13 protein-coding genes and 8 tRNA genes are annotated in these 19,754 nt (G+C 47.5%); 3 read left to right on the top strand and 18 right to left on the bottom strand.

The window, feature by feature from the left end:
• Positions 1-1,052 precede the first annotated feature (1,052 nt).
• Both SHEWMR4_RS05945 and SHEWMR4_RS05940 read left to right on the top strand, forming a co-directional pair.
• The gene (locus SHEWMR4_RS05945; RefSeq protein WP_011621919.1) at positions 1,053-1,517 is read left to right on the top strand and encodes a DNA polymerase III subunit chi; all 465 of its coding nucleotides are present in this window, start codon (positions 1,053-1,055) and stop codon (positions 1,515-1,517) included.
• 15 nt (positions 1,518-1,532) lie between these two features.
• Positions 1,533-4,409: a valine--tRNA ligase gene (locus SHEWMR4_RS05940; RefSeq protein WP_011621918.1), complete on the top strand. Its 2,877-nt coding sequence runs from the start codon at positions 1,533-1,535 to the stop codon at positions 4,407-4,409.
• A gap of 412 nt (positions 4,410-4,821) precedes the next feature.
• On the opposite strand, the gene SHEWMR4_RS05935 is transcribed toward SHEWMR4_RS05940, so the two are convergent.
• The 13 genes from SHEWMR4_RS05935 to recA all read right to left on the bottom strand — a co-directional run bounded on the left by SHEWMR4_RS05935 (position 4,822) and on the right by recA (position 12,060).
• Positions 4,822-4,898: transfer RNA gene (locus tag SHEWMR4_RS05935), tRNA-Arg, on the bottom strand.
• A gap of 94 nt (positions 4,899-4,992) precedes the next feature.
• Positions 4,993-5,084 (bottom strand) — tRNA-Ser (locus tag SHEWMR4_RS05930).
• 36 nt (positions 5,085-5,120) lie between these two features.
• Positions 5,121-5,197: transfer RNA gene (locus SHEWMR4_RS05925), tRNA-Arg, on the bottom strand.
• A gap of 44 nt (positions 5,198-5,241) precedes the next feature.
• Positions 5,242-5,318 (bottom strand) — tRNA-Arg (locus tag SHEWMR4_RS05920).
• Positions 5,319-5,361: 43 nt separating this feature from the next.
• Positions 5,362-5,438 (bottom strand) — tRNA-Arg (locus tag SHEWMR4_RS05915).
• Between the two features lie 82 nt (positions 5,439-5,520).
• Positions 5,521-5,597, bottom strand: a tRNA-Arg gene (locus tag SHEWMR4_RS05910).
• Between the two features lie 30 nt (positions 5,598-5,627).
• Positions 5,628-5,704 (bottom strand) — tRNA-Arg (locus SHEWMR4_RS05905).
• A 20-nt stretch (positions 5,705-5,724) separates the two neighbouring features.
• Positions 5,725-5,816 (bottom strand) — tRNA-Ser (locus SHEWMR4_RS05900).
• A gap of 203 nt (positions 5,817-6,019) precedes the next feature.
• Positions 6,020-6,217 (bottom strand): carbon storage regulator CsrA, encoded by a 198-nt coding sequence (gene csrA / locus SHEWMR4_RS05895; protein ID WP_006082602.1) that lies wholly within the window; start codon positions 6,215-6,217, stop codon positions 6,020-6,022.
• Positions 6,218-6,335: 118 nt separating this feature from the next.
• Positions 6,336-7,592 (bottom strand): aspartate kinase, encoded by a 1,257-nt coding sequence (locus SHEWMR4_RS05890; protein ID WP_011621917.1) that lies wholly within the window; start codon positions 7,590-7,592, stop codon positions 6,336-6,338.
• Between the two features lie 9 nt (positions 7,593-7,601).
• Positions 7,602-10,226 (bottom strand): alanine--tRNA ligase, encoded by a 2,625-nt coding sequence (gene alaS, locus SHEWMR4_RS05885; protein ID WP_011621916.1) that lies wholly within the window; start codon positions 10,224-10,226, stop codon positions 7,602-7,604.
• A 275-nt stretch (positions 10,227-10,501) separates the two neighbouring features.
• A complete protein-coding gene (locus tag SHEWMR4_RS05880; protein ID WP_413540386.1) occupies positions 10,502-10,969 on the bottom strand; it encodes a regulatory protein RecX in 468 nt (155 codons plus the stop codon).
• A 17-nt stretch (positions 10,970-10,986) separates the two neighbouring features.
• Positions 10,987-12,060 carry a recombinase RecA gene (recA, locus tag SHEWMR4_RS05875; protein ID WP_011621914.1) on the bottom strand — a complete coding sequence of 358 codons (1,074 nt, stop codon included), beginning with the start codon at positions 12,058-12,060 and terminating at the stop codon, positions 10,987-10,989.
• Positions 12,061-12,442: 382 nt separating this feature from the next.
• Here recA and mutS point away from each other — a divergent pair, with 382 nt between their 5' ends.
• On the top strand, positions 12,443-15,028 hold the full coding sequence (mutS, locus tag SHEWMR4_RS05870; protein ID WP_011621913.1) for a DNA mismatch repair protein MutS: 2,586 nt from the start codon (positions 12,443-12,445) through the stop codon (positions 15,026-15,028).
• 140 nt (positions 15,029-15,168) lie between these two features.
• Here the strand turns inward: mutS and rpoS are convergent, their stop codons facing one another.
• The 5 genes from rpoS to truD form a co-directional block, all read right to left on the bottom strand.
• Complete coding sequence (gene rpoS, locus SHEWMR4_RS05865) at positions 15,169-16,149, bottom strand: RNA polymerase sigma factor RpoS (RefSeq protein WP_011621912.1); 981 nt, start codon at positions 16,147-16,149, stop codon at positions 15,169-15,171.
• Between the two features lie 80 nt (positions 16,150-16,229).
• Positions 16,230-17,126 carry a peptidoglycan DD-metalloendopeptidase family protein gene (locus tag SHEWMR4_RS05860; RefSeq protein WP_011621911.1) on the bottom strand — a complete coding sequence of 299 codons (897 nt, stop codon included), beginning with the start codon at positions 17,124-17,126 and terminating at the stop codon, positions 16,230-16,232.
• Between the two features lie 97 nt (positions 17,127-17,223).
• A complete protein-coding gene (locus tag SHEWMR4_RS05855; protein WP_011621910.1) occupies positions 17,224-17,859 on the bottom strand; it encodes a protein-L-isoaspartate(D-aspartate) O-methyltransferase in 636 nt (211 codons plus the stop codon).
• Positions 17,856-18,605 (bottom strand): 5'/3'-nucleotidase SurE, encoded by a 750-nt coding sequence (gene surE, locus SHEWMR4_RS05850; RefSeq protein WP_011621909.1) that lies wholly within the window; start codon positions 18,603-18,605, stop codon positions 17,856-17,858. The genes SHEWMR4_RS05855 and surE overlap by 4 nt, the downstream gene beginning before the upstream one ends.
• Positions 18,602-19,729: a tRNA pseudouridine(13) synthase TruD gene (gene truD / locus SHEWMR4_RS05845; protein ID WP_011621908.1), complete on the bottom strand. Its 1,128-nt coding sequence runs from the start codon at positions 19,727-19,729 to the stop codon at positions 18,602-18,604. Before truD ends, surE begins: the two co-directional genes overlap by 4 nt.
• Positions 19,730-19,754: the final 25 nt, after the last annotated feature.

Below are 19,754 nucleotides of genomic sequence, written 5' to 3'. Positions count from 1 at the left end.
AGCCATCCTAATGGCCAAGTAAAAAGAGTGTGAACCTTTAAATAACTACTACACTTTACTAAGTGACAGCAGAATCGAAGTGATGTGAATTTCAACTTGATAGTGTTAATACCACCATAGAAGGAGTACTCCGCCACACAATACAAACTCTTGTAAACAGTGATACAAACTCGGTAACGCCAATGCTGTAACGTTTACGCGTTTTCCTCTCTCTTCATGAAATTAGATGCGAGGTTACTATTACTAAAGAATAAAAATTGATGACCGATAAAAACGAACTGAAACGCACTAATGAGTGTTTAAACACCAGTCAATCATAAAGGAGTAACCTACTACATCGTATTGCCAGTTTTAGTCTTGCGCACTCTTTTAAACCCAAATGAGACAACCCAAAGAGGAGGACGTTAGCAATAGAACCATATAGGTATCATGTTAAAGACCACTTTAGGTGGATATGTTTCTTAACAGTCAGACAATACGAGGAGGTTAATAGCGTTATCGGTAATATGAGCAAGTGGACATATTACAAATGGTTAGTAAAAAGAATTGAGATAACATGGAATAAGGCGAGCTGCTTAACAGCAAAATACCCAGTACCAATATGAGTACTATCATTAGCCAGTTTCCGTTATTTTTATTCTGAATGGTAATTGTGAGTTGTAATTGTGAGTTGTAATTGTGAGTTGTAATTGTGAGTTAACATGCTGAATAAACAAAAGCTAACGTGACAACTGTTTGTTTATTCAGAAAGAGTCAGTAAATCCTTTAATCACAACGTTCAATAACTGAGGAGGAATAGTTTGTTTGACAAGTCTTTCAATCAGCGCACCTTCGGGTGCGCTTTGCTTTTATATCTAATAGTATTTTAACCGTCCGAGCGTAAACTCTTATCCTTCAGTTAAATACAAGTTTTGCTGGCTACATTTTAAGTCAACTCTGAGCCTGTTCAGCTCAATCTATCCCTAAAAACCCCAGTGCTAAGCGTTAACCCTGCTTGAGTTTTAGTGTAGACTTACCCGTTCGTCTATAACTTAAAGCAAGGCATTGAAATCATGACTCAAGCGCTGTTTTATTTACTGCCGCCGGTGGGCGTGAACACGGCCCTTAATGACATGTATCAATTGGCTTGCCGCCTAGCCCAACAGGGATTTATACACCAGCAGCAGGTCTATATTCACTGTCAGGACAAGAACATCGCCTTCGAAATCGACGAGTTACTATGGCAGTTTGAACCCAGTGCATTTGTCCCCCATAACCTCAAAGGTGAAGGCCCCACTACTGGCTCACCCGTTGAAATCGGTTTTGACAGGCTCGGACCAAACAAAAGTCGCCAACTTCTGATTAATCTTGCAGACCAAGTACCTCCGTTTGCGGTAAACTTTGGTCAAATCTTCGATTTTGTGGCTAATGACGACCAACATAAGGCGATAGCACGTGAACGCTACCGCCAATATCGTGGCTTAGGGATTGAATTAACAACCCAAAATTTAGCAACACATCCACTTAATTTAGCTTGAGACAGATACGTTCCCATGGAAAAAACATACGATCCTCAGTCCATTGAGCAGACTCTTTACCAAAACTGGGAAGAGCAAGGTTACTTTAAGCCCCACGGCGATGCCTCACAGGGCAACTATTGCATCATGATCCCGCCACCTAACGTGACGGGCAGCTTGCACATGGGCCACGCTTTCCAAGATACCATCATGGATACTCTGATCCGCTACCAACGTATGAAGGGTAAAAACACCCTGTGGCAAGTCGGTACTGACCATGCGGGTATTGCGACTCAAATGCTGGTTGAGCGTAAGCTTGAAGCCGAAGAAGGCAAGAGCCGCCATGACCTTGGCCGCGATGCTTTTATGGAAAAAGTATGGGAATGGAAAGCGCAATCTGGCGGCACCATCACTAAGCAGCTGCGTCGTATGGGCGCCTCTGTGGATTGGGACCGTGAGCGCTTTACCATGGACGAAGGCTTGTCTAAAGCCGTTCAAGAAGTGTTTGTCCGTCTCTATGAAGATGATTTGATTTACCGTGGTAAACGTTTAGTGAATTGGGATCCTAAACTACATACCGCGATTTCTGATCTCGAAGTGGAAAACAAAGAAAAGCAAGGCCACATGTGGCACCTACGTTATCCATTAGCCGATGGCGAGCTGACTGCCGACGGTAAAGATTACCTCGAAGTCGCCACCACGCGTCCAGAAACTATGCTGGGCGATAGCGCGGTTGCAGTTCATCCAGACGATGAGCGTTATCAAGCGCTGATCGGCAAATTTATTCTGCTGCCTATCGTTAATCGTCGCATCCCTATCGTTGCCGATGACTATGTAGACATGGCCTTTGGCACAGGCTGTGTGAAGATCACTCCTGCCCACGACTTTAACGACTATGAAGTCGGTAAACGTCACAAACTTCCTATGTTCAACGTGTTGACCTTAGATGCGGCCATTCGTGCATCCGCTGAAGTCGTCAATACCGATGGCACCATCAACACTAGCTTAGATGGCAGCCTGCCAGAGCGTTTCGCAGGCCTTGACCGTTTCAAAGCCCGTGATGCTATCGTGGCCGAGTTTGAAACCTTAGGTCTGCTCGAAAAAATCGCGCCACATGGCCTAAAAGTGCCCTACGGTGACCGCTCTGGCGTGGTAATCGAACCAATGCTGACCGATCAATGGTACGTCGCCGTTGCGCCTATGGCGAAAACCGCTATCGAAGCCGTTGAAAATGGCGACATTAAGTTTGTGCCGCAGCAATACGAAAACATGTACTTCTCTTGGATGCGAGACATTCAAGATTGGTGTATCTCTCGCCAATTATGGTGGGGTCACCGCATCCCCGCTTGGTACGATGCGAACGGTAAGGTGTATGTTGGCCGTAACGAAGCTGAAGTGCGTGCTAAGCACAATATCGATGATTCAATTGCCCTGCGCCAAGATGAAGACGTACTGGATACTTGGTTCAGCTCAGCCCTGTGGACATTCTCAACCTTAGGCTGGCCTGACAATGTTGAAGATTTAAAAACCTTCCACCCGACCGACGTGTTGGTGACGGGTTTTGACATCATCTTCTTCTGGGTTGCCCGTATGATCATGATGACCATGCACTTCATCAAAGATGAAGACGGTAAGCCACTGGTGCCATTTAAAACCGTTTATGTGACTGGCCTTATCCGCGATGAAGCGGGTAACAAGATGTCAAAATCTAAGGGCAACGTACTTGACCCATTGGATATGATTGACGGTATCGATCTAGAATCCCTAGTTGAAAAACGCACCGGCAACATGATGCAACCTCAACTTGCCGCCAAGATTGAAAAGAGCACCCGTAAAGAATTTGAAAACGGTATCGAAGCCCACGGTACCGATGCCCTGCGCTTTACCCTAGCGGCAATGGCCTCAACTGGCCGTGATATCAACTGGGATATGAAGCGTTTAGACGGTTACCGCAGCTTCTGTAACAAGCTTTGGAACGCGTCACGTTACGTGCTGATGAATACCGAAGGCCAAGATTGCGGCCCGAACTCACCGGATTACCAAGGCGGCGAGATGGAACTGTCACTGGCGGATCGCTGGATCATCGGTTTATTCAACCAAACCGTGAAAACCTACGACGACCACATGGCAAACTACCGCTTCGACCTTGCGGCGAACACGCTGTACGAGTTCACTTGGAACCAGTTCTGCGATTGGTATTTAGAGTTAACTAAACCAGTACTGCAAAACGGCAATGAAGCGCAAATGCGTGGCACCCGCCATACGCTGGTCAATGTGTTAGAAGCGATGCAACGCTTGATGCACCCAATGATGCCATACATCACTGAAACCATCTGGCAACGCGTTAAACCCCTGACTGGCGCCCAAGGCGATACCATCATGCTGGCACCATTCCCAAGCTACGATGCCGCCAAAGTAGATGCGACCGCGATGGCCGATCTCGAGTGGGTTAAGCAAGTTATTGTTGCAGTGCGTAATATCCGTGCCGAGCTCAATATTGCACCGTCGAAGCCATTAAATGCCCTACTACGTGGCGTGAGTGCCCAAGACCAAGGCCGTGTTGAAGCGAACCAAGCCTTCTTCACAACGCTTGCGCGCTTAGAGAGCATGACGATTCTTGGCGAAGGTGAAACGGCGCCTATGTCGACCACAGGCCTGATCGGCGAAATGGAATTATTAATTCCGATGGCAGGTCTGGTGGATGTCGCGGCCGAAATGGCTCGCATCGACAAGCAGCTTGAGAAGCTGACTCAAGAGATTGCTCGTATCGAAGGTAAATTATCGAATGAAGGCTTCGTCGCGAAAGCACCGCCAGCCGTCATTGATAAAGAGCGCGCCAAGATGGCCGATCTGAGCCGTGATATGGACAAACTAAAAGAGCAAAAAGCCGAGTTTGCTAAGCTAGAAGCCTAATCACGACATCTACGCTAAAAAGGGCTGTATTTTACAGCCCTTTTTATTTCCCCAGACCCGTCCTAAATAGCGTTGACACTCTTCAAACCTCTGTCAGACTCACCCTAAGACGCAAAGTCACTCATCAATCCCTTGTTTCATGCTTATCTCTTCGTCTCTTTTACCGCTCAGCTTGTGGGTCAAAATACCCCTTACAGCTATCTCTTTATCAGGCGCTAAACAGCAAGCCTGCGCGATAACATCACCGCTTAAGGCATAGGTATTCAAACAAGCATAACGTGGAGTAAGAGATGGATTATCAATGCGCTAAAGCACAGGAAGGGATAAGGATTGATGCGAGATTAAGCGGAAAAATTCCATTAAAAAAGCCCTGCAATTACTTGCAGGGCTTATCTAAATCTAACTAAGTAGATGGTGCGCGTGGAAGGATTCGAACCTCCGACCGCCTGGTTCGTAGCCAGGTACTCTATCCAGCTGAGCTACACGCGCTTAAATACAGGGTAAGTTGCCATCTTACCGACAGACTTGAGTCTAGAAGAAGCACTTAAGTCTCGCAAATTAAATCTATTCACTAGGAATAGAATGGCGGAGAAGGAGGGATTCGAACCCTCGATGGGAGATAAAGCCCATACTCCCTTAGCAGGGGAGCGCCTTCGGCCACTCGGCCACCTCTCCGCAAAATCTGCATTTGTAAGCTATTGCTTACTAAAATGGTGCGCGTGGAAGGATTCGAACCTCCGACCGCCTGGTTCGTAGCCAGGTACTCTATCCAGCTGAGCTACACGCGCGATTTTTGCGTTTTGCTAACAAAGCTAATGCTCTGTCGGCGAATTGGTGCGCATGGAAGGAGTCGAACCTCCGACCGCCTGGTTCGTAGCCAGGTACTCTATCCAGCTGAGCTACATGCGCATTTTTAACTGTTATCTCAACACATTCGCATTAAGATTGAATATGGTGCGCGTGGAAGGATTCGAACCTCCGACCGCCTGGTTCGTAGCCAGGTACTCTATCCAGCTGAGCTACACGCGCTTAAAACACTTACTTGAAGCACTGATTACAAAATTTCGTCTGAAATTCAAACCTGATGAGTTAAACATAACTGATGCAGAGATGGTGCGCATGGAAGGAGTCGAACCTCCGACCGCCTGGTTCGTAGCCAGGTACTCTATCCAGCTGAGCTACATGCGCGACTTGTATCTATACTTGCTCCAATAAAAATGGTGCGCGTGGAAGGATTCGAACCTCCGACCGCCTGGTTCGTAGCCAGGTACTCTATCCAGCTGAGCTACACGCGCAATTTTTTATCGGTAAGAAATGGCGGAGAAGGAGGGATTCGAACCCTCGATGGGAGATAAAGCCCATACTCCCTTAGCAGGGGAGCGCCTTCGGCCACTCGGCCACCTCTCCGTTTTCTTGGCGCACATATTACTGTTTGACGAAAATAAGTCAAACCCTTTTTCTGAAACAACTTCTGTTTGAAGCGTTTTTAATCACATTGCTGTTATATCAATCCAATGTGTTGATTTGCGCCAATCTTTCGGTTCAAAAAATAAAAAAGCCAGTTAAAAAACTGACTCTTCTATGTCGCTAATACTCGCCTAAGCGCGGTATTAAAAGTTACCACCTTCAGAAGGTGTACCTGATTTTTCAGATTGAATGCGCTGATAGATTTCTTCACGGTGGACAGAAACCTCTTTTGGTGCATTCACACCAATACGCACTTGATTGCCCTTTACCCCTAGCACTGTAACTGTGACTTCATCACCAATCATCAGTGTTTCGCCAACACGACGAGTCAAAATCAGCATTCGATAGCTCCTTTATGTCTTAATTCAGCTTACACACGGCACTCATCCGGTAGATGGGCATATTATAGGGTCAGCTGAGTACAAATTAATAGTATTCAATACTCAAACAGTTATTTAATTACACCTTATTTAGCTCGAAGGCGTGATGCAGCGCCCGAACCGCCTTGTGTAAGTCCCTTTCATCGATCACAGTTGACAATTTACTCTCCGATGTCGAAAGTAACTTAGCATGGATTGTTTCATTACCCAATACATCTAACATCTTAGTCAATAATCCAACTTTTGCCTGTAAACCTTTGCCAACTAAAGACACTTTTGCACGTTGACGCTCAACAATCAATTGGCCTAGGTCAAGACTTTCACTTAAAAGCTCGAGCTCGTGCAATAAAATATCCACCTTGGCTTCGGCCAGCATAAAACTGACACATTCGGCTGCTGAGGTTTCATTAAGCTTGAGCGGGGTAATAAACTCAACATCAATCTCAAGCCGTGCCAAGCAAGCTAACAGCGCTTGGTAATGCTCGCTGCTGGTAAACAAGCCTTCGATAGTTAAGGTCGCTAAGGCCTTATTAATCGCAATGCCTTGCACCGAAGCGGCCATCGCCAGCTCTGATTCATAACCAAATTGGATCAATGTTCCATGGCCCGCCTCAAAACTCGATAATACCCGCAGTGGCACCTTAAAACGTTGTGCGTATTCAACCGAATCGGGATGCAACACCTTGGCGCCGAGTTTTGCCATTTCTAGCATCACATCAAAACCAATCACATCGAGGCGTCTGGCACTACTATCGATATTCGGATCGGTAGTAAATACACCGGGTACATCGGTAAAGATTTGGCATTCATCGGCTTTTAGCGCCGCAGCGAGTGCCACTGCGGTAGTATCCGAACCGCCGCGACCCAAGGTTGTCACATCCCCATTGGGATCGATACCTTGAAAACCCGCCACAATCGGCACTATGCCGTCGCTCAGCAAAGACGTTAAGTATGCCGTATCGACACTTTCAATACTCGCTCGACCAAACTGACTGTTGGTATGAATTTGAACTTGATCACCAGTCAGGGATCTTGCATTAATGCCGCGACGTTGTAACGCCATCGCCATTAACGCAATACTGATTTGCTCTCCCGTCGAGACCAGCATATCGAGTTCCCGCGCACTCGCGCGGGGATCGATTTGCGCCGCAAGCGCAAATAGTCTGTTGGTCTCCCCTGCCATCGCAGAAAGCACCAAAACCTGCTGCTCACCATTGTGAGCGGACTTTGCAATTTGCTCGGCAACCACTTCGATGCGTTCAATCGAACCCACCGAAGTGCCACCAAACTTCTTCACAAAAAGCTTGCTACCACTAAGCTTTCGTTTTTCGAGCACAGCAACCTCTTAAGCTAAACGCTCAGTAATCCAAGGTAATACTTGAGACAGTGCCGCATCCAGGTTTTCTGGTTGGCTACCACCCGCTTGAGCCATATCAGGGCGGCCACCGCCTTTACCACCCACCTGCGCTGCAACCATAGCAACCAGTTCACCGGCTTTAACTTTACCGACTAAGTCGTTGCTCACACCCGCGATAAGGTTCACTTTGCCTTCTTGAGCCACACCTAGCAGGATAACGGCGGATTTCAGCTTTTGCTTCAACTCATCTTGCAGTCCACGCAGTGCACCTGCTTCAACGCCATCAAGCTTCTTAATCAGCACATTTACGCCATTAACCACAACCGCATCACAGGCTAAATCCGCACTCGCAGCCGCAGCTAACTTATCTTTTAGTTGCTGCATATCTTTTTCAAGCTGCTTCATTTTATCCAGCTGCGCTTTCAGCTTAGCCACAACAGATTGTGTATCGCCTTTAAGCAGTGCTGCTGCTTCTTCAAGTTGCGCTTGTTGTTGTGCCACATAGGCCATCGCCGCAGCGCCGGTTACCGCTTCGATACGGCGAACGCCCGCAGCTATACCGCCTTCTGAGGTAATTTTGAACAGACCAATGTCACCGGTACGGCCAACGTGAGTACCACCACACAGCTCGATAGAGAAATCGCCCATAGTGACGACACGCACTTGCGCATCGTACTTCTCACCAAAGAGTGCCATAGCGCCTTTTTCTTTCGCTTCATCAATCGCCATTTCAGCGACTTTCAGCTCATGGTTACGGCGAATTTGGGTGTTGACTAACTCTTCAACCTGTTTCAATTCAGCAGGTTTCACCGCTTCGAAATGAGAGAAGTCGAAACGTAAACGCTCAGGGTCAACTAACGAACCTTTTTGAGTGACATGAGTACCCAACACTTGACGCAGCGCAGCGTGTAATAAGTGAGTCACTGAGTGGTTTAACTGGGTGCGGTGACGCAGTTTCTTATCCACTTTTGCTTCAAGTACTTGGCCAACGCTTAAGCTGCCAGCCGTTAACGTTCCTTTGTGGCCTGAAGCTTGACCAAACTTTTGCGTATCGCTAACAGCAAACTCAATACCTTGAGCCACTAATACGCCCTTATCACCGACTTGGCCGCCCGATTCTGCGTAGAAAGGCGTCACATCGAGCACGACTACGGCATCATCACCCGCATTGATTGCAGGCACTGACTCACCGTTTAGGTAAAGTGCAGTGACTTTGGCATTGCCTGTGAGTTCTGAGTAACCACAGAATGCGGTTTCAGCATCAATTTTCAGTGCAGCGTTGTAATCGGCGCCGAAGTTACCCGCGGCTTGAGCGCGGCTACGTTGTTCAGCCATCGCCGCTTCGAAGCCCGCTTCATCGACAATAATGTTACGCTCACGGCATACGTCAGCGGTTAAATCCACTGGGAAGCCATAGGTATCGTACAGTTTGAAGACTGTTTCACCGTCTAAGGTGTCGCCCTGCAATTCGTTTAATGCGCTATCTAGAATACCTAAACCACGCTCAAGTGTACGAGCAAACTGCTCTTCTTCCGCTTTAAGGGCTTTTTCAACAATCACTTGAGTATCGGCAAGACCTTTAGCGGCATCGCCCATCACTTCGATTAGCGTCGGAACTAACTTGTAGAAGAAGGCTTCAGTTGCCCCTAACTTGTTACCATGACGCACTGCGCGGCGAATAATACGGCGCAGCACATAGCCACGACCTTCATTCGATGGCATTACACCATCGGCAACTAAGAAGGCGCATGAACGGATATGGTCGGCAATAACGCGCAGTGACTTGTTAGATAAGTCAGTCACGCCGATGATTTCGGCTGCTTTAGCAATCAAGGCGCGGAAAATATCGATTTCGTAGTTTGAATGAACGCCCTGCATAATCGCAGCGATACGCTCAATCCCCATACCGGTATCGACTGAAGGTTTTGGCAGCGGCAACATTTCACCAGAAGCTTGACGATTGTATTGCATGAATACGATGTTCCAGATTTCGATGAAACGGTCGCCATCTTCTTCTGGGCTACCGGGACGTCCGCCCCAAATATGATCGCCGTGATCGTAGAAAATTTCGGTACATGGACCACAAGGACCTGTGTCACCCATTTGCCAGAAGTTATCTGAAGCGTATGGCGCGCCCTTGTTATCGCCGATGCGAATGATGTTTTCAGCGGCAACACCAATCTTTTTATTCCAAATTTCAAAGGCTTCATCGTCTGTTTGGTAAACAGTCACACACAGACGTTCCTTTGGTAGCTTCAAGACTTCAGTCAGGAATGTCCAACCAAAACGAATCGCATCTTCTTTGAAATAATCACCAAAGCTGAAGTTGCCCAGCATTTCGAAGAAAGTATGGTGACGCGCGGTGTAACCAACGTTATCTAAATCGTTGTGTTTACCACCCGCACGGACGCAGCGTTGAGCAGTGGTCGCACGTGTATAGCTACGTTTGTCCATGCCAAGAAACACGTCCTTGAACTGGTTCATACCGGCGTTGGTGAATAAAAGCGTGGGATCGTTGCCTGGTACAAGAGAACTACTGTCCACAACTTGGTGACCATTGCTGCGGAAAAATTCGAGGAAAGCACTTCTAAGCGCTGCTGTCGTTTGATACATGAAATCGTCCTGAATTGGGTAAGCATGACCAGCTACACCATAAGGTAGCCGTATTTCTATTTGCCCAGCATTATAAGCAGACTGAAGAAAGACGACCAGCCTTGAATAGCGATATAGGCTTAGGAATCTCATATTTTCGGTGAGTTTGCGGGTATGACGAGGCTTATCACAAAAGCCAAGCGGTAAAGAGGAGTCGATGGGGCGAACCCGCACTGCTGCCGAACGCAAAAGACAATGGCCAGACAAGCCAAGGGCTGCGAGTTTATGCCATGACGTTAGTCATCATTATCTGCCAAGGGGTCGTAATCTAAAGCATAGGAGACTTGTTCGTAATTAAAGCCTTGGCTCAGTAAAAACCGCACCCGTTTGGCTTTTTCTTTCGCCACTAGCTCGCGGGATTGTGAGCCTTTTACCGCGGTGACTTTAGGGGTAGCATATTTTTTGATGGCTTTGGCTTTTGCTAACTCAAACCAATCATGATCATTTACAGATAACGCGGCTTCGATACAATCCTTTGAAAGCCCCTTTTGGGCAATGGCTTGACGAATACGGATAGGCCCATGACCACGGGCAATATGGCTTCTTACGAGCAGCTCAGCATAACGTTTATCATTGATAAAACCCGATGCTTCACAATCATCGAGCACGGGATCGATATCTACGACCTCAAAGCCTTTTTCGAGCAGTTTGGAGCGGATTTCTTGGCGGGAATAGTCGCGGCGCGCTAACAGCGCGACCGCGATTTGACGGGCTGACTGGCTCAGAATACTTCGCCTGTTTCGAAGTCAACATTGCCTTCACTATTCTCATCATCAGAAGCTGATGATGACAAGGCTGCAGGGTTACTCAATAATAGCTCACGTAGTGTTTTATCAATTTCAGCTGCTATCGCTGGGTTTTCAGTCAAATATTTGCCAGCATTTGCACGGCCCTGACCAATCTTGTCACCCTTGTAGCTGTACCATGCACCGGCTTTTTCGATAAGTTTATGAGCCACACCTAAATCGACTAATTCACCGGTACGGTTGATACCTTGACCGTAAAGAATTTGGAACTCAGCTTGCTTAAACGGCGCAGCAACTTTGTTTTTAACCACTTTAACGCGCGTCTCGTTACCTACCACTTCATCGCCTTCTTTGATAGCACCAGTACGGCGAATATCAAGACGAACAGAGGCGTAGAATTTCAGCGCGTTACCGCCCGTTGTGGTTTCTGGGTTACCAAACATCACACCAATCTTCATACGAATTTGGTTGATGAAGATTAACAGTGTATTCGATTGCTTGAGGTTACCCGCTAACTTACGCATCGCTTGGCTCATCATACGCGCCGCTAAGCCCATATGTGAGTCACCGATTTCACCTTCAATTTCTGCTTTGGGTGTTAATGCCGCGACCGAGTCAACGATGATCACATCTACTGCGCCAGAGCGGGTTAACGCATCACAGATCTCAAGGGCTTGTTCACCAGTATCGGGTTGTGAACACAGTAAGTTATCGATATCTACGCCTAATTTTTTAGCATAGATAGGGTCTAGCGCGTGCTCGGCGTCGATAAAGGCACAGGTTTTACCTTCCCGCTGAGCGGCGGCAATCACTTCTAATGTTAGCGTTGTTTTACCTGATGATTCAGGACCATAAATCTCAACGATACGTCCCATTGGTAAACCGCCAGCACCTAAGGCGACGTCAAGGGAAAGTGAACCAGTAGAAATAGTCTCAACATCCATAGAGCGGTCTTCGCCCAGCTTCATGATGGAGCCTTTACCAAATTGCTTTTCAATTTGGCTCAATACCGCAGCAAGTGCTTTCTCTTTGTTTGGATCGACCTTCATTCCTGTTCCCTCATCTAGACAGTATCAGTACTGTCAAAAGTGATATTCAATTTAATAAAGCGGGTAATACAAAAAGCGAGGCTCTTTGTCATAATCTGCTGACTAGTATACTGTACAATCATACAGTATCAAGACCTGTGAATGATTTATTTTTAAGTCAGAAAATTTTCCCGTTGAGACAAGCTTTTACCGACTCGTGCTGCAGATTTGTCAGGATATCAGTGAATATCCATGGTTTAAGGGTCAATTTTCAGAAAATTATTGCTAAGATTGGCGTCAATTTATTTTAGACAGTAATAGTGCATATCCACTGATTTTTTATCCCATTACTGTACGACTTATTTCCCCGCTTTGGGCCGGCATAACGGACGAAAACGATTTAATGAATCCTATAGATACCGATGATTTAGAAAAACATACCCCTATGATGCGTCAATATTTGACCATGAAAGCAGAGCATCACGACATGCTGCTGTTTTATCGTATGGGTGACTTCTATGAACTCTTCTATGATGACGCAAAACGCGCCTCTGAATTATTGGGCATTTCCCTTACAGCTCGCGGCAAAAGTGGTGGCGATCCGATCCCGATGGCGGGAATTCCTTACCATGCGGTTGAAGGCTATCTGGCCAAATTGGTTCAAATTGGTCAATCGGTCGCGATCTGTGAGCAGATAGGCGACCCCGCCACCTCAAAAGGCCCAGTTGAGCGAAAAGTGGTGCGTATCGTCACCCCTGGTACCTTGACCGACGAAGCCCTATTGCAAGAGAGACAGGACAATCTGTTAGCCGCGGTTTACCAAGGCAAAGTTGGTTTTGGCTACGCTACCCTCGATGTGTCTTCCGGCCGCTTCGTGATTGCTGAATTAGAGACAAAAGAGTCCCTCGAAGCCGAACTGCAACGTACCAATCCGGTCGAAATTCTCTATAGCGAAGATTTTGGCGCGATGGAGCTATTGCATCATTTTAAAGGCAAGCGTCGCCGCCCAGAGTGGGAGTTTGATTACGATACCAGCATCAAACTGCTGCTGGCACAATTTGGCACTAAGGATTTGCACGGCTTTGGGATTACCGATGCCAGGCTTTCGCTACAAGCGGCTGGCTGCTTAATGCAATATGTGAAAGACACCCAGCGCACCGCCCTGCCACATATCAATGCCATTACCCGTTTCAATCAAACCGATACGATTGTCTTGGATGCGGCAACGCGCCGTAACCTCGAGCTGACACAAAATTTGAGTGGTGGTCGAGATAACACCTTAGCAGCCGTACTCGACAATACCGCCACAGCCATGGGCAGCCGGATGTTGCAACGCTGGATCCATCAGCCGCTAAGGGACCATGCCCAGATTTTTGCTCGCCAAACGGCCGTGAATGAATTGCTCGAGACCACTGCCCATGAGTCATTGCATGAGCAGCTTAAAGCCCTAGGCGATATCGAACGTATTATGGCAAGGCTGGCGCTGCGTACCGCTCGTCCAAGGGATTTTGCCCGCCTACGCCAAGCATTAAACCTATTACCTAAGTTGCAGCAATCACTCGCGCAATTAAGTGCGCCCCATACGGTGAAACTAGGCCAACTCTTAGGTGAGTTTCCCGAAGAGCAACAACTGCTTGAGCGCGCCATTGTCGATAACCCGCCGATGCTTATCCGTGACGGCGGCGTGATCCGTGAAGGCTACAATGCCGAGTTAGATGAATGGCGAGGTTTAAGTGAAGGAGCCACTGATTATCTAGTTCAGCTCGAGGCACGGGAAAAAGAGCGTACAGGCATTGCCACGTTGAAGGTTGGCTACAACCGAGTGCATGGCTACTACATCGAGGTCAGTCGCCTGCAATCGCAGCAAGTGCCGTTAAATTACCAGCGCCGTCAAACCCTTAAGAATATGGAGCGTTACATCACGCCCGAGCTTAAGGAATACGAAGAAAAAGTGCTGTCGAGCCAAGGTAAGGCGCTCGCCCTTGAAAAACAACTATGGGACGAATTGTTTGATTTAATCCTCCCCAAGTTGCATGAGCTACAAGCCTTCGCCAGAGCGGCAGCCGAGCTCGATGTGCTGAGTAACTTTGCCGAACGTGCCGAAACCTTAGGGTATACCTGCCCAGAACTGAGCAGCGAAATCGGGGTAAAAATCGAAGCGGGTCGCCACCCAGTGGTTGAACGTGTGAGTCAAACGCCTTTTATCGCCAACCCTGTCACCCTGTACAATCAACGCCGGATGTTGATTGTTACAGGTCCAAACATGGGCGGTAAATCGACCTACATGCGCCAAGTGGCGCTTATCACCCTAATGGCACATATTGGCTGCTTTGTGCCAGCAGATCGCGCCATCATTGGCCCTATCGATCGGATTTTTACTCGGATTGGCGCCTCAGACGATCTCGCCTCTGGTCGCTCAACCTTTATGGTGGAAATGACTGAAACGGCAAATATTCTCCATAATGCAACCGCGCAAAGTTTAGTCTTGATGGATGAAATTGGCCGTGGCACCTCGACCTACGATGGCCTGTCATTAGCCTGGTCTGCGGCTGAATATTTAGCACAGCAAGTCGGCGCAATGACGCTGTTTGCGACCCATTATTTCGAGTTAACACAATTACCGGAACTCATGGCTGGCGTCTATAACGTGCACCTCGATGCAATTGAACACGAAGACACCATCGCCTTTATGCATGCAGTGCAAGAAGGTGCGGCCAGTAAGAGTTATGGTTTGCAGGTTGCGGCCCTTGCCGGGGTGCCTGCTCGGGTGATTAAGGCGGCAAAACACAAGTTACATCAACTTGAGAGCCGCGATCATCAAGTAGAAGGTGTTAATGTTAACGGCACTAGGGCACCGATCCAAACCCTGCTCGCTCTGCCTGAGCCGGTGGAGAATCCCGCTGTCAGCAAATTAAAAGCCATCAATCCCGATAACCTGACCCCAAAACAGGCGCTGGATTTACTCTACGAGCTAAAACGCTTGAGTTAACACATAGAGTGAGAACTCGCGATAACATAAACGCGAAAGCATAAAAAAACGCCCTAAGTATTGGGCGTTTTTTATGACTTTTTAAACTGGTTTAAGGGTAAATATCCAAGCCAAAGTTTCTAAACCTAAATCTCTAAACCTTAGTTTCTAAATAGTGCCTCTACAGAGAGACCTTGAGCGCCCAGCAAATCACGTAGGCGTTTAAGGGCTTCCACTTGAATTTGGCGAACACGTTCACGGGTGAGGCCAATTTCTGCGCCTACGTCTTCAAGGGTTGAGGGTTCATAACCTAATAAACCAAAACGGCGCGCTAACACTTCTCTTTGCTTGGTATTGAGTTCGTTGAGCCATTTCACCACTGAGTTTGAAATGTCTTCGTCTTGTACTTTGTAATCTGGGCCTACATTGTCGTCATCGGCAAGCACATCGAGTAACGCCTTGTCGTTATCGCCACCTAAGGGGATATCGACAGAGGTGATCTTCTCGTTGAGCTTCAGCATACGACTGACGTCAACACTGGATACTTGCAGTTTCTCGGCAATTTCTTCTGCCGTAGGTTCGTGGTCAAGTTTTTGCGCTAATTCCCGAGCCGTCCGTAAATACACGTTGAGTTCTTTCACCACATGGATTGGCAAACGAATCGTGCGGGTTTGATTCATAATCGCACGTTCGATCGTTTGTCTGATCCACCAAGTCGCATAGGTTGAGAAACGGAAACCTCTTTCTGGGTCGAATTTTTCCACCGCACGGATCAAGCCAAGATTACCCTCTTCGATTAAATCCAGCAGCGCTAGGCCACGATTATTGTAACGACGGGCAATTTTAACCACGAGTCGTAGGTTACTTTCAATCATGCGATTACGGGATTTTTCGCAGCCTTTTAAGGCTTTACGGGAAAAGTAAACTTCTTCTTCTGCGCTAAGCAGTGGGGAAAACCCTATTTCACCTAAATAGAGCTGGGTGGCATCAAGATTTTTTTGCAGGTCGTCTTGAACCTGTTGTTCGAGTCCTAGTTCTTGAACTAAATCGGCGGCAATATCCTCTTTATCGAGATCAAACTCTGCGGTATCTACGGAAAAATCTACTAGTTCTTCTGCGGCAGTGCTATTTATGCGGCTCATGATCGAATCTCCCAAACCTAATGTAAACTGCTTGAATTACTGCAATTTTTTATCCTCCATGCCAACAAGGCCCTAAACAATCATTGCTTAGGTAAATAATTAAGTGGGTTAACAGACTGACCGTGGTAACGGATCTCAAAGCGAAGCATTACCTGGTTCGTACCTGTACTGCCCATTTTTGCAACTGTCTGTCCAGCGAGGACATGTTGCTTTTCTTCGACTAAGATCTGATCTGCATGAGCATAGGCACTAAGGTAATCGTCACTATGTTTAATAATCACTAAATTACCATAACCCCTAAGAGCACTACCTGCGTATACCACCCGCCCATCTGCAGCGGCTTTGATGATATCTCCGCGTTTTCCTGCGATCTTAATTCCTTTATTTCCCTGCTCATTGGCAGAGTATGTCCCAATCAATTTACCTTTTACTGGCCATTGCCACTGACTGACACTGTCTGGCAGTGTTGAGGTAGGGGCGACGATCGAAGGGTTAATATTTTGTTGGGAACTTGTTGCAGAATACGCAGGCTTCGCTTTCTGATCAAGTGTTTTTTTCTGCTGTTCACTTGACAAGTTTTTCGCGGAGGAATTGCTGTTAGCTGATTGTTTTTCCGAAAAATTATCTTGATTCCGCCCTTTAGATACCGAATTACTTCCACCTAAAGTTGTAGAACCTTTGGCATTTTTTCTATCGTCATTCGTTAAATATAAAATCTGTCCAGGGTAGATGGTGTACGATTTATCTAATTGATTAATTTTAGCAATTTCGGCGAAATCTTTACCCGCGGCCCAAGAAATCGAGTACAGGGTGTCCCCTTTCTTAACTTTATATGAATTAGATTTAATGTGGCCTTTATTATGTTTGGAATAATTGTGGGAAAGACTTTCGACAGGTGCGGGGCGACTCGCCTGAAAGCTACAGCCTGCAAGCAACAACACTAAACTGAGGTTTAAGAGTAAACCCGCATTCAACAATAAAAACTCCTCTTTAGGGCTATCTTACTGTTTTACCTAATCATAAAAGGTCAAGTATTTAACTAAGTGACCTAAGCGAAAAACTTAAGCAAATAAATTAAGCGAGTTCGCCATTGACCAAGGGAACAAATTTGACGGTTTCTATCACTTCAGAACTAAAACGATCCGAGCGGCGGGTAAAGCGCATCAATTGTTGCGTCTCTTCACCCACAGGGATGATCAGCACGCCGCCTTCGGCTAACTGGGATAATAAGGCCTCGGGAACCTTGGCCGCTGCTGCCGTGACCATAATGCCATCAAAGGGGCTGCGATTCGGCCAGCCCTGCCAGCCATCGCCATATTTGAATGACACATTATGCAGATCGAGTCGCTTTAATCTTTGCCTCGCTTGGATCTGTAAACCTTTAATACGCTCAATGGTGCACAGTTCTGGCACCAGTTGTGCGAGAATAGCCGCTTGGTAGCCAGAGCCCGTCCCCACCTCAAGCACCTTTTGCGGCTGATGTTGCAGCAGTAACTCAGTCATACGTGCAACAATATACGGCTGCGAAATGGTTTGTCCTTGGCCTATGGGCAAGGCGGTATTTTCGTAGGCTTTATGGGCCAGCGCATTATCAAGAAACAGTTCTCGCGGGGTATGGGATATTGCCTTAAGAACGGCTGGATGACGGATCCCCGCCTCCTGAAGCTTTTTAGCTAAATTCACCGCCGATGTTAAGGCAACTCGAGTCATATTTTATCTACCCAATCTTGCAATACCGATAATTGTCTATACGCGGTCAAGTCCACGGTTAAGGGAGTGATCGACACATAACCATGGGCAATCGCATGGAAATCCGTTCCTTCACTCGCATCTTGTTCAACACCCGGAGGGCCAAGCCAGAAAATTTCTCGCCCTGCAGGATCCTGCGTTCGCACTATGCCTTCGGCCTTATGCCGTGCACCTAGGCGCGTCACCCTGATCCCTTTAATCTCATCGAGCGGTAAATCGGGCACATTGATATTGAGGATCTGATCGCTCGCAATCGGATGCGCTAACAGCCCCTGCACGATTCGCCGCGCATACACAGCCGCAGAGTGATAATGCTTTAAGGCCTTACCATTAAGCGAAATCGCAACGGCGGGGAAACCCAAAAAACGCCCCTCCATCGCCGCCGCTACCGTGCCCGAATATAAGGTATCATCGCCCATATTCGCGCCAGCATTGATGCCCGATACCACCATATCCGGCTCACCATCACAAAGTTCGCGAATGGCTAAGTGAACGCAATCCGTTGGCGTACCGTGAACCGAAATATAACCATTATCTAACCTATTAATTCTTAATGGGTTAGTCAAGGTTAAAGAGTTACTTGCGCCGGAACAATTACGATCGGGCGCGACCGTCATCACGGTTGCGATTTCGGCAAGCGCCTCGGTTAAGGCCTTGATCCCCGGCGCATTCACACCATCATCATTACTGACAAGGATGCGGATCATAAAGCGGACTCGCCATTATCTGTTGAACTGACCTCAGCCACATCACTTTCAGTGGCGAGATTGGCCTCAGGAGCATTAGCATCAGGTGAGACTGTCGCTTGCCATTGCAGCTCTTTCACATCTTGATAATCAACCAGTTCTCTTAACAGCGATGTCGCAAAACTGCCCGCAGGTAAGATAAACTCGAGCACCAGTCCATCCGCAGTTTGCTCGAACTTAAGGCCTTGAGGTTCGAGCAGCAATGGACGACGCTCCTGCTCAAGCCCCGCGTGCTCAAGGCCGTAGCAATCTTCGCTCAGCGCTGCCATGGCGAGGGTTTCAACCTCGGCGGCTTCACCCTGCGGCAGCATTTTTCCACGCCCCCAAAGTGGGGCAGAAAGCTGAATATCTTTCTCAATCAAACGCTTTAATACCACTAAATCCCATTCTGGCGTGACGAAAAAGCTCTTACTGCCTGCTAGCATCACGCAATCCCCCGCTAAGGGTTTAGTGCCATGATTCGCCAAACGATAGGAGACAACGGTATTGAACAGATTGGAGCGCACCGCAGACAGATACATGCTGCGCTTATTACGGTCTTTCACCTTTTTGCCCGCCAGCATTTGCCGTCCCATCACTAGGTTTTTACCATCATGACCGAAACGCTGCTCACCAAAATAATTGGGCACACCAATTTGGCTGACCTTTTCGATACGGTTGATAATGTCTTCCACATTGGTGACATTGCGCAGGGTAAGAATAAAACGGTTGCCCAAAAGCGCGCCAATACGTAGTTTTTTGCTGTGGCGACTACTGGATAAAATGGTTAAACGCTCGCTGTTTAGCTCGCTCCACGCAGGGGTTTCTTTACCTGGAATACGAATGCCAAACCACTGTTCTGTAATGGCATTTTTATCTTTTTGTCCGGCATAGGTCACCTCTTTGGGATGAACCTTAGCGAACTTCGCCAGCATTTCAGCCACTTGTACCGTATTCAGCCCATCCTTACGAATGTGGACTAAATGATGCTCGCCCTCGCCCGACGGGCTAAAAGGCAAAATCTCTTTCACGATAAAGTCGCTGTTAACGGTTCTTAAATCTGCGGTGCCCGTCGGTTTGCCGTACAGGTAATGTAGTTCGCTCATGGGTCTTTCTTATCTCTTAAAGTTG

This window comes from Shewanella sp. MR-4 (assembly GCF_000014685.1).
In the GTDB taxonomy this organism is placed as follows: Bacteria; Pseudomonadota; Gammaproteobacteria; order Enterobacterales; family Shewanellaceae; genus Shewanella.
Note: the sequence above shows the minus strand (reverse complement) of the source record. Positions and strands in the feature narration are given on the sequence as shown.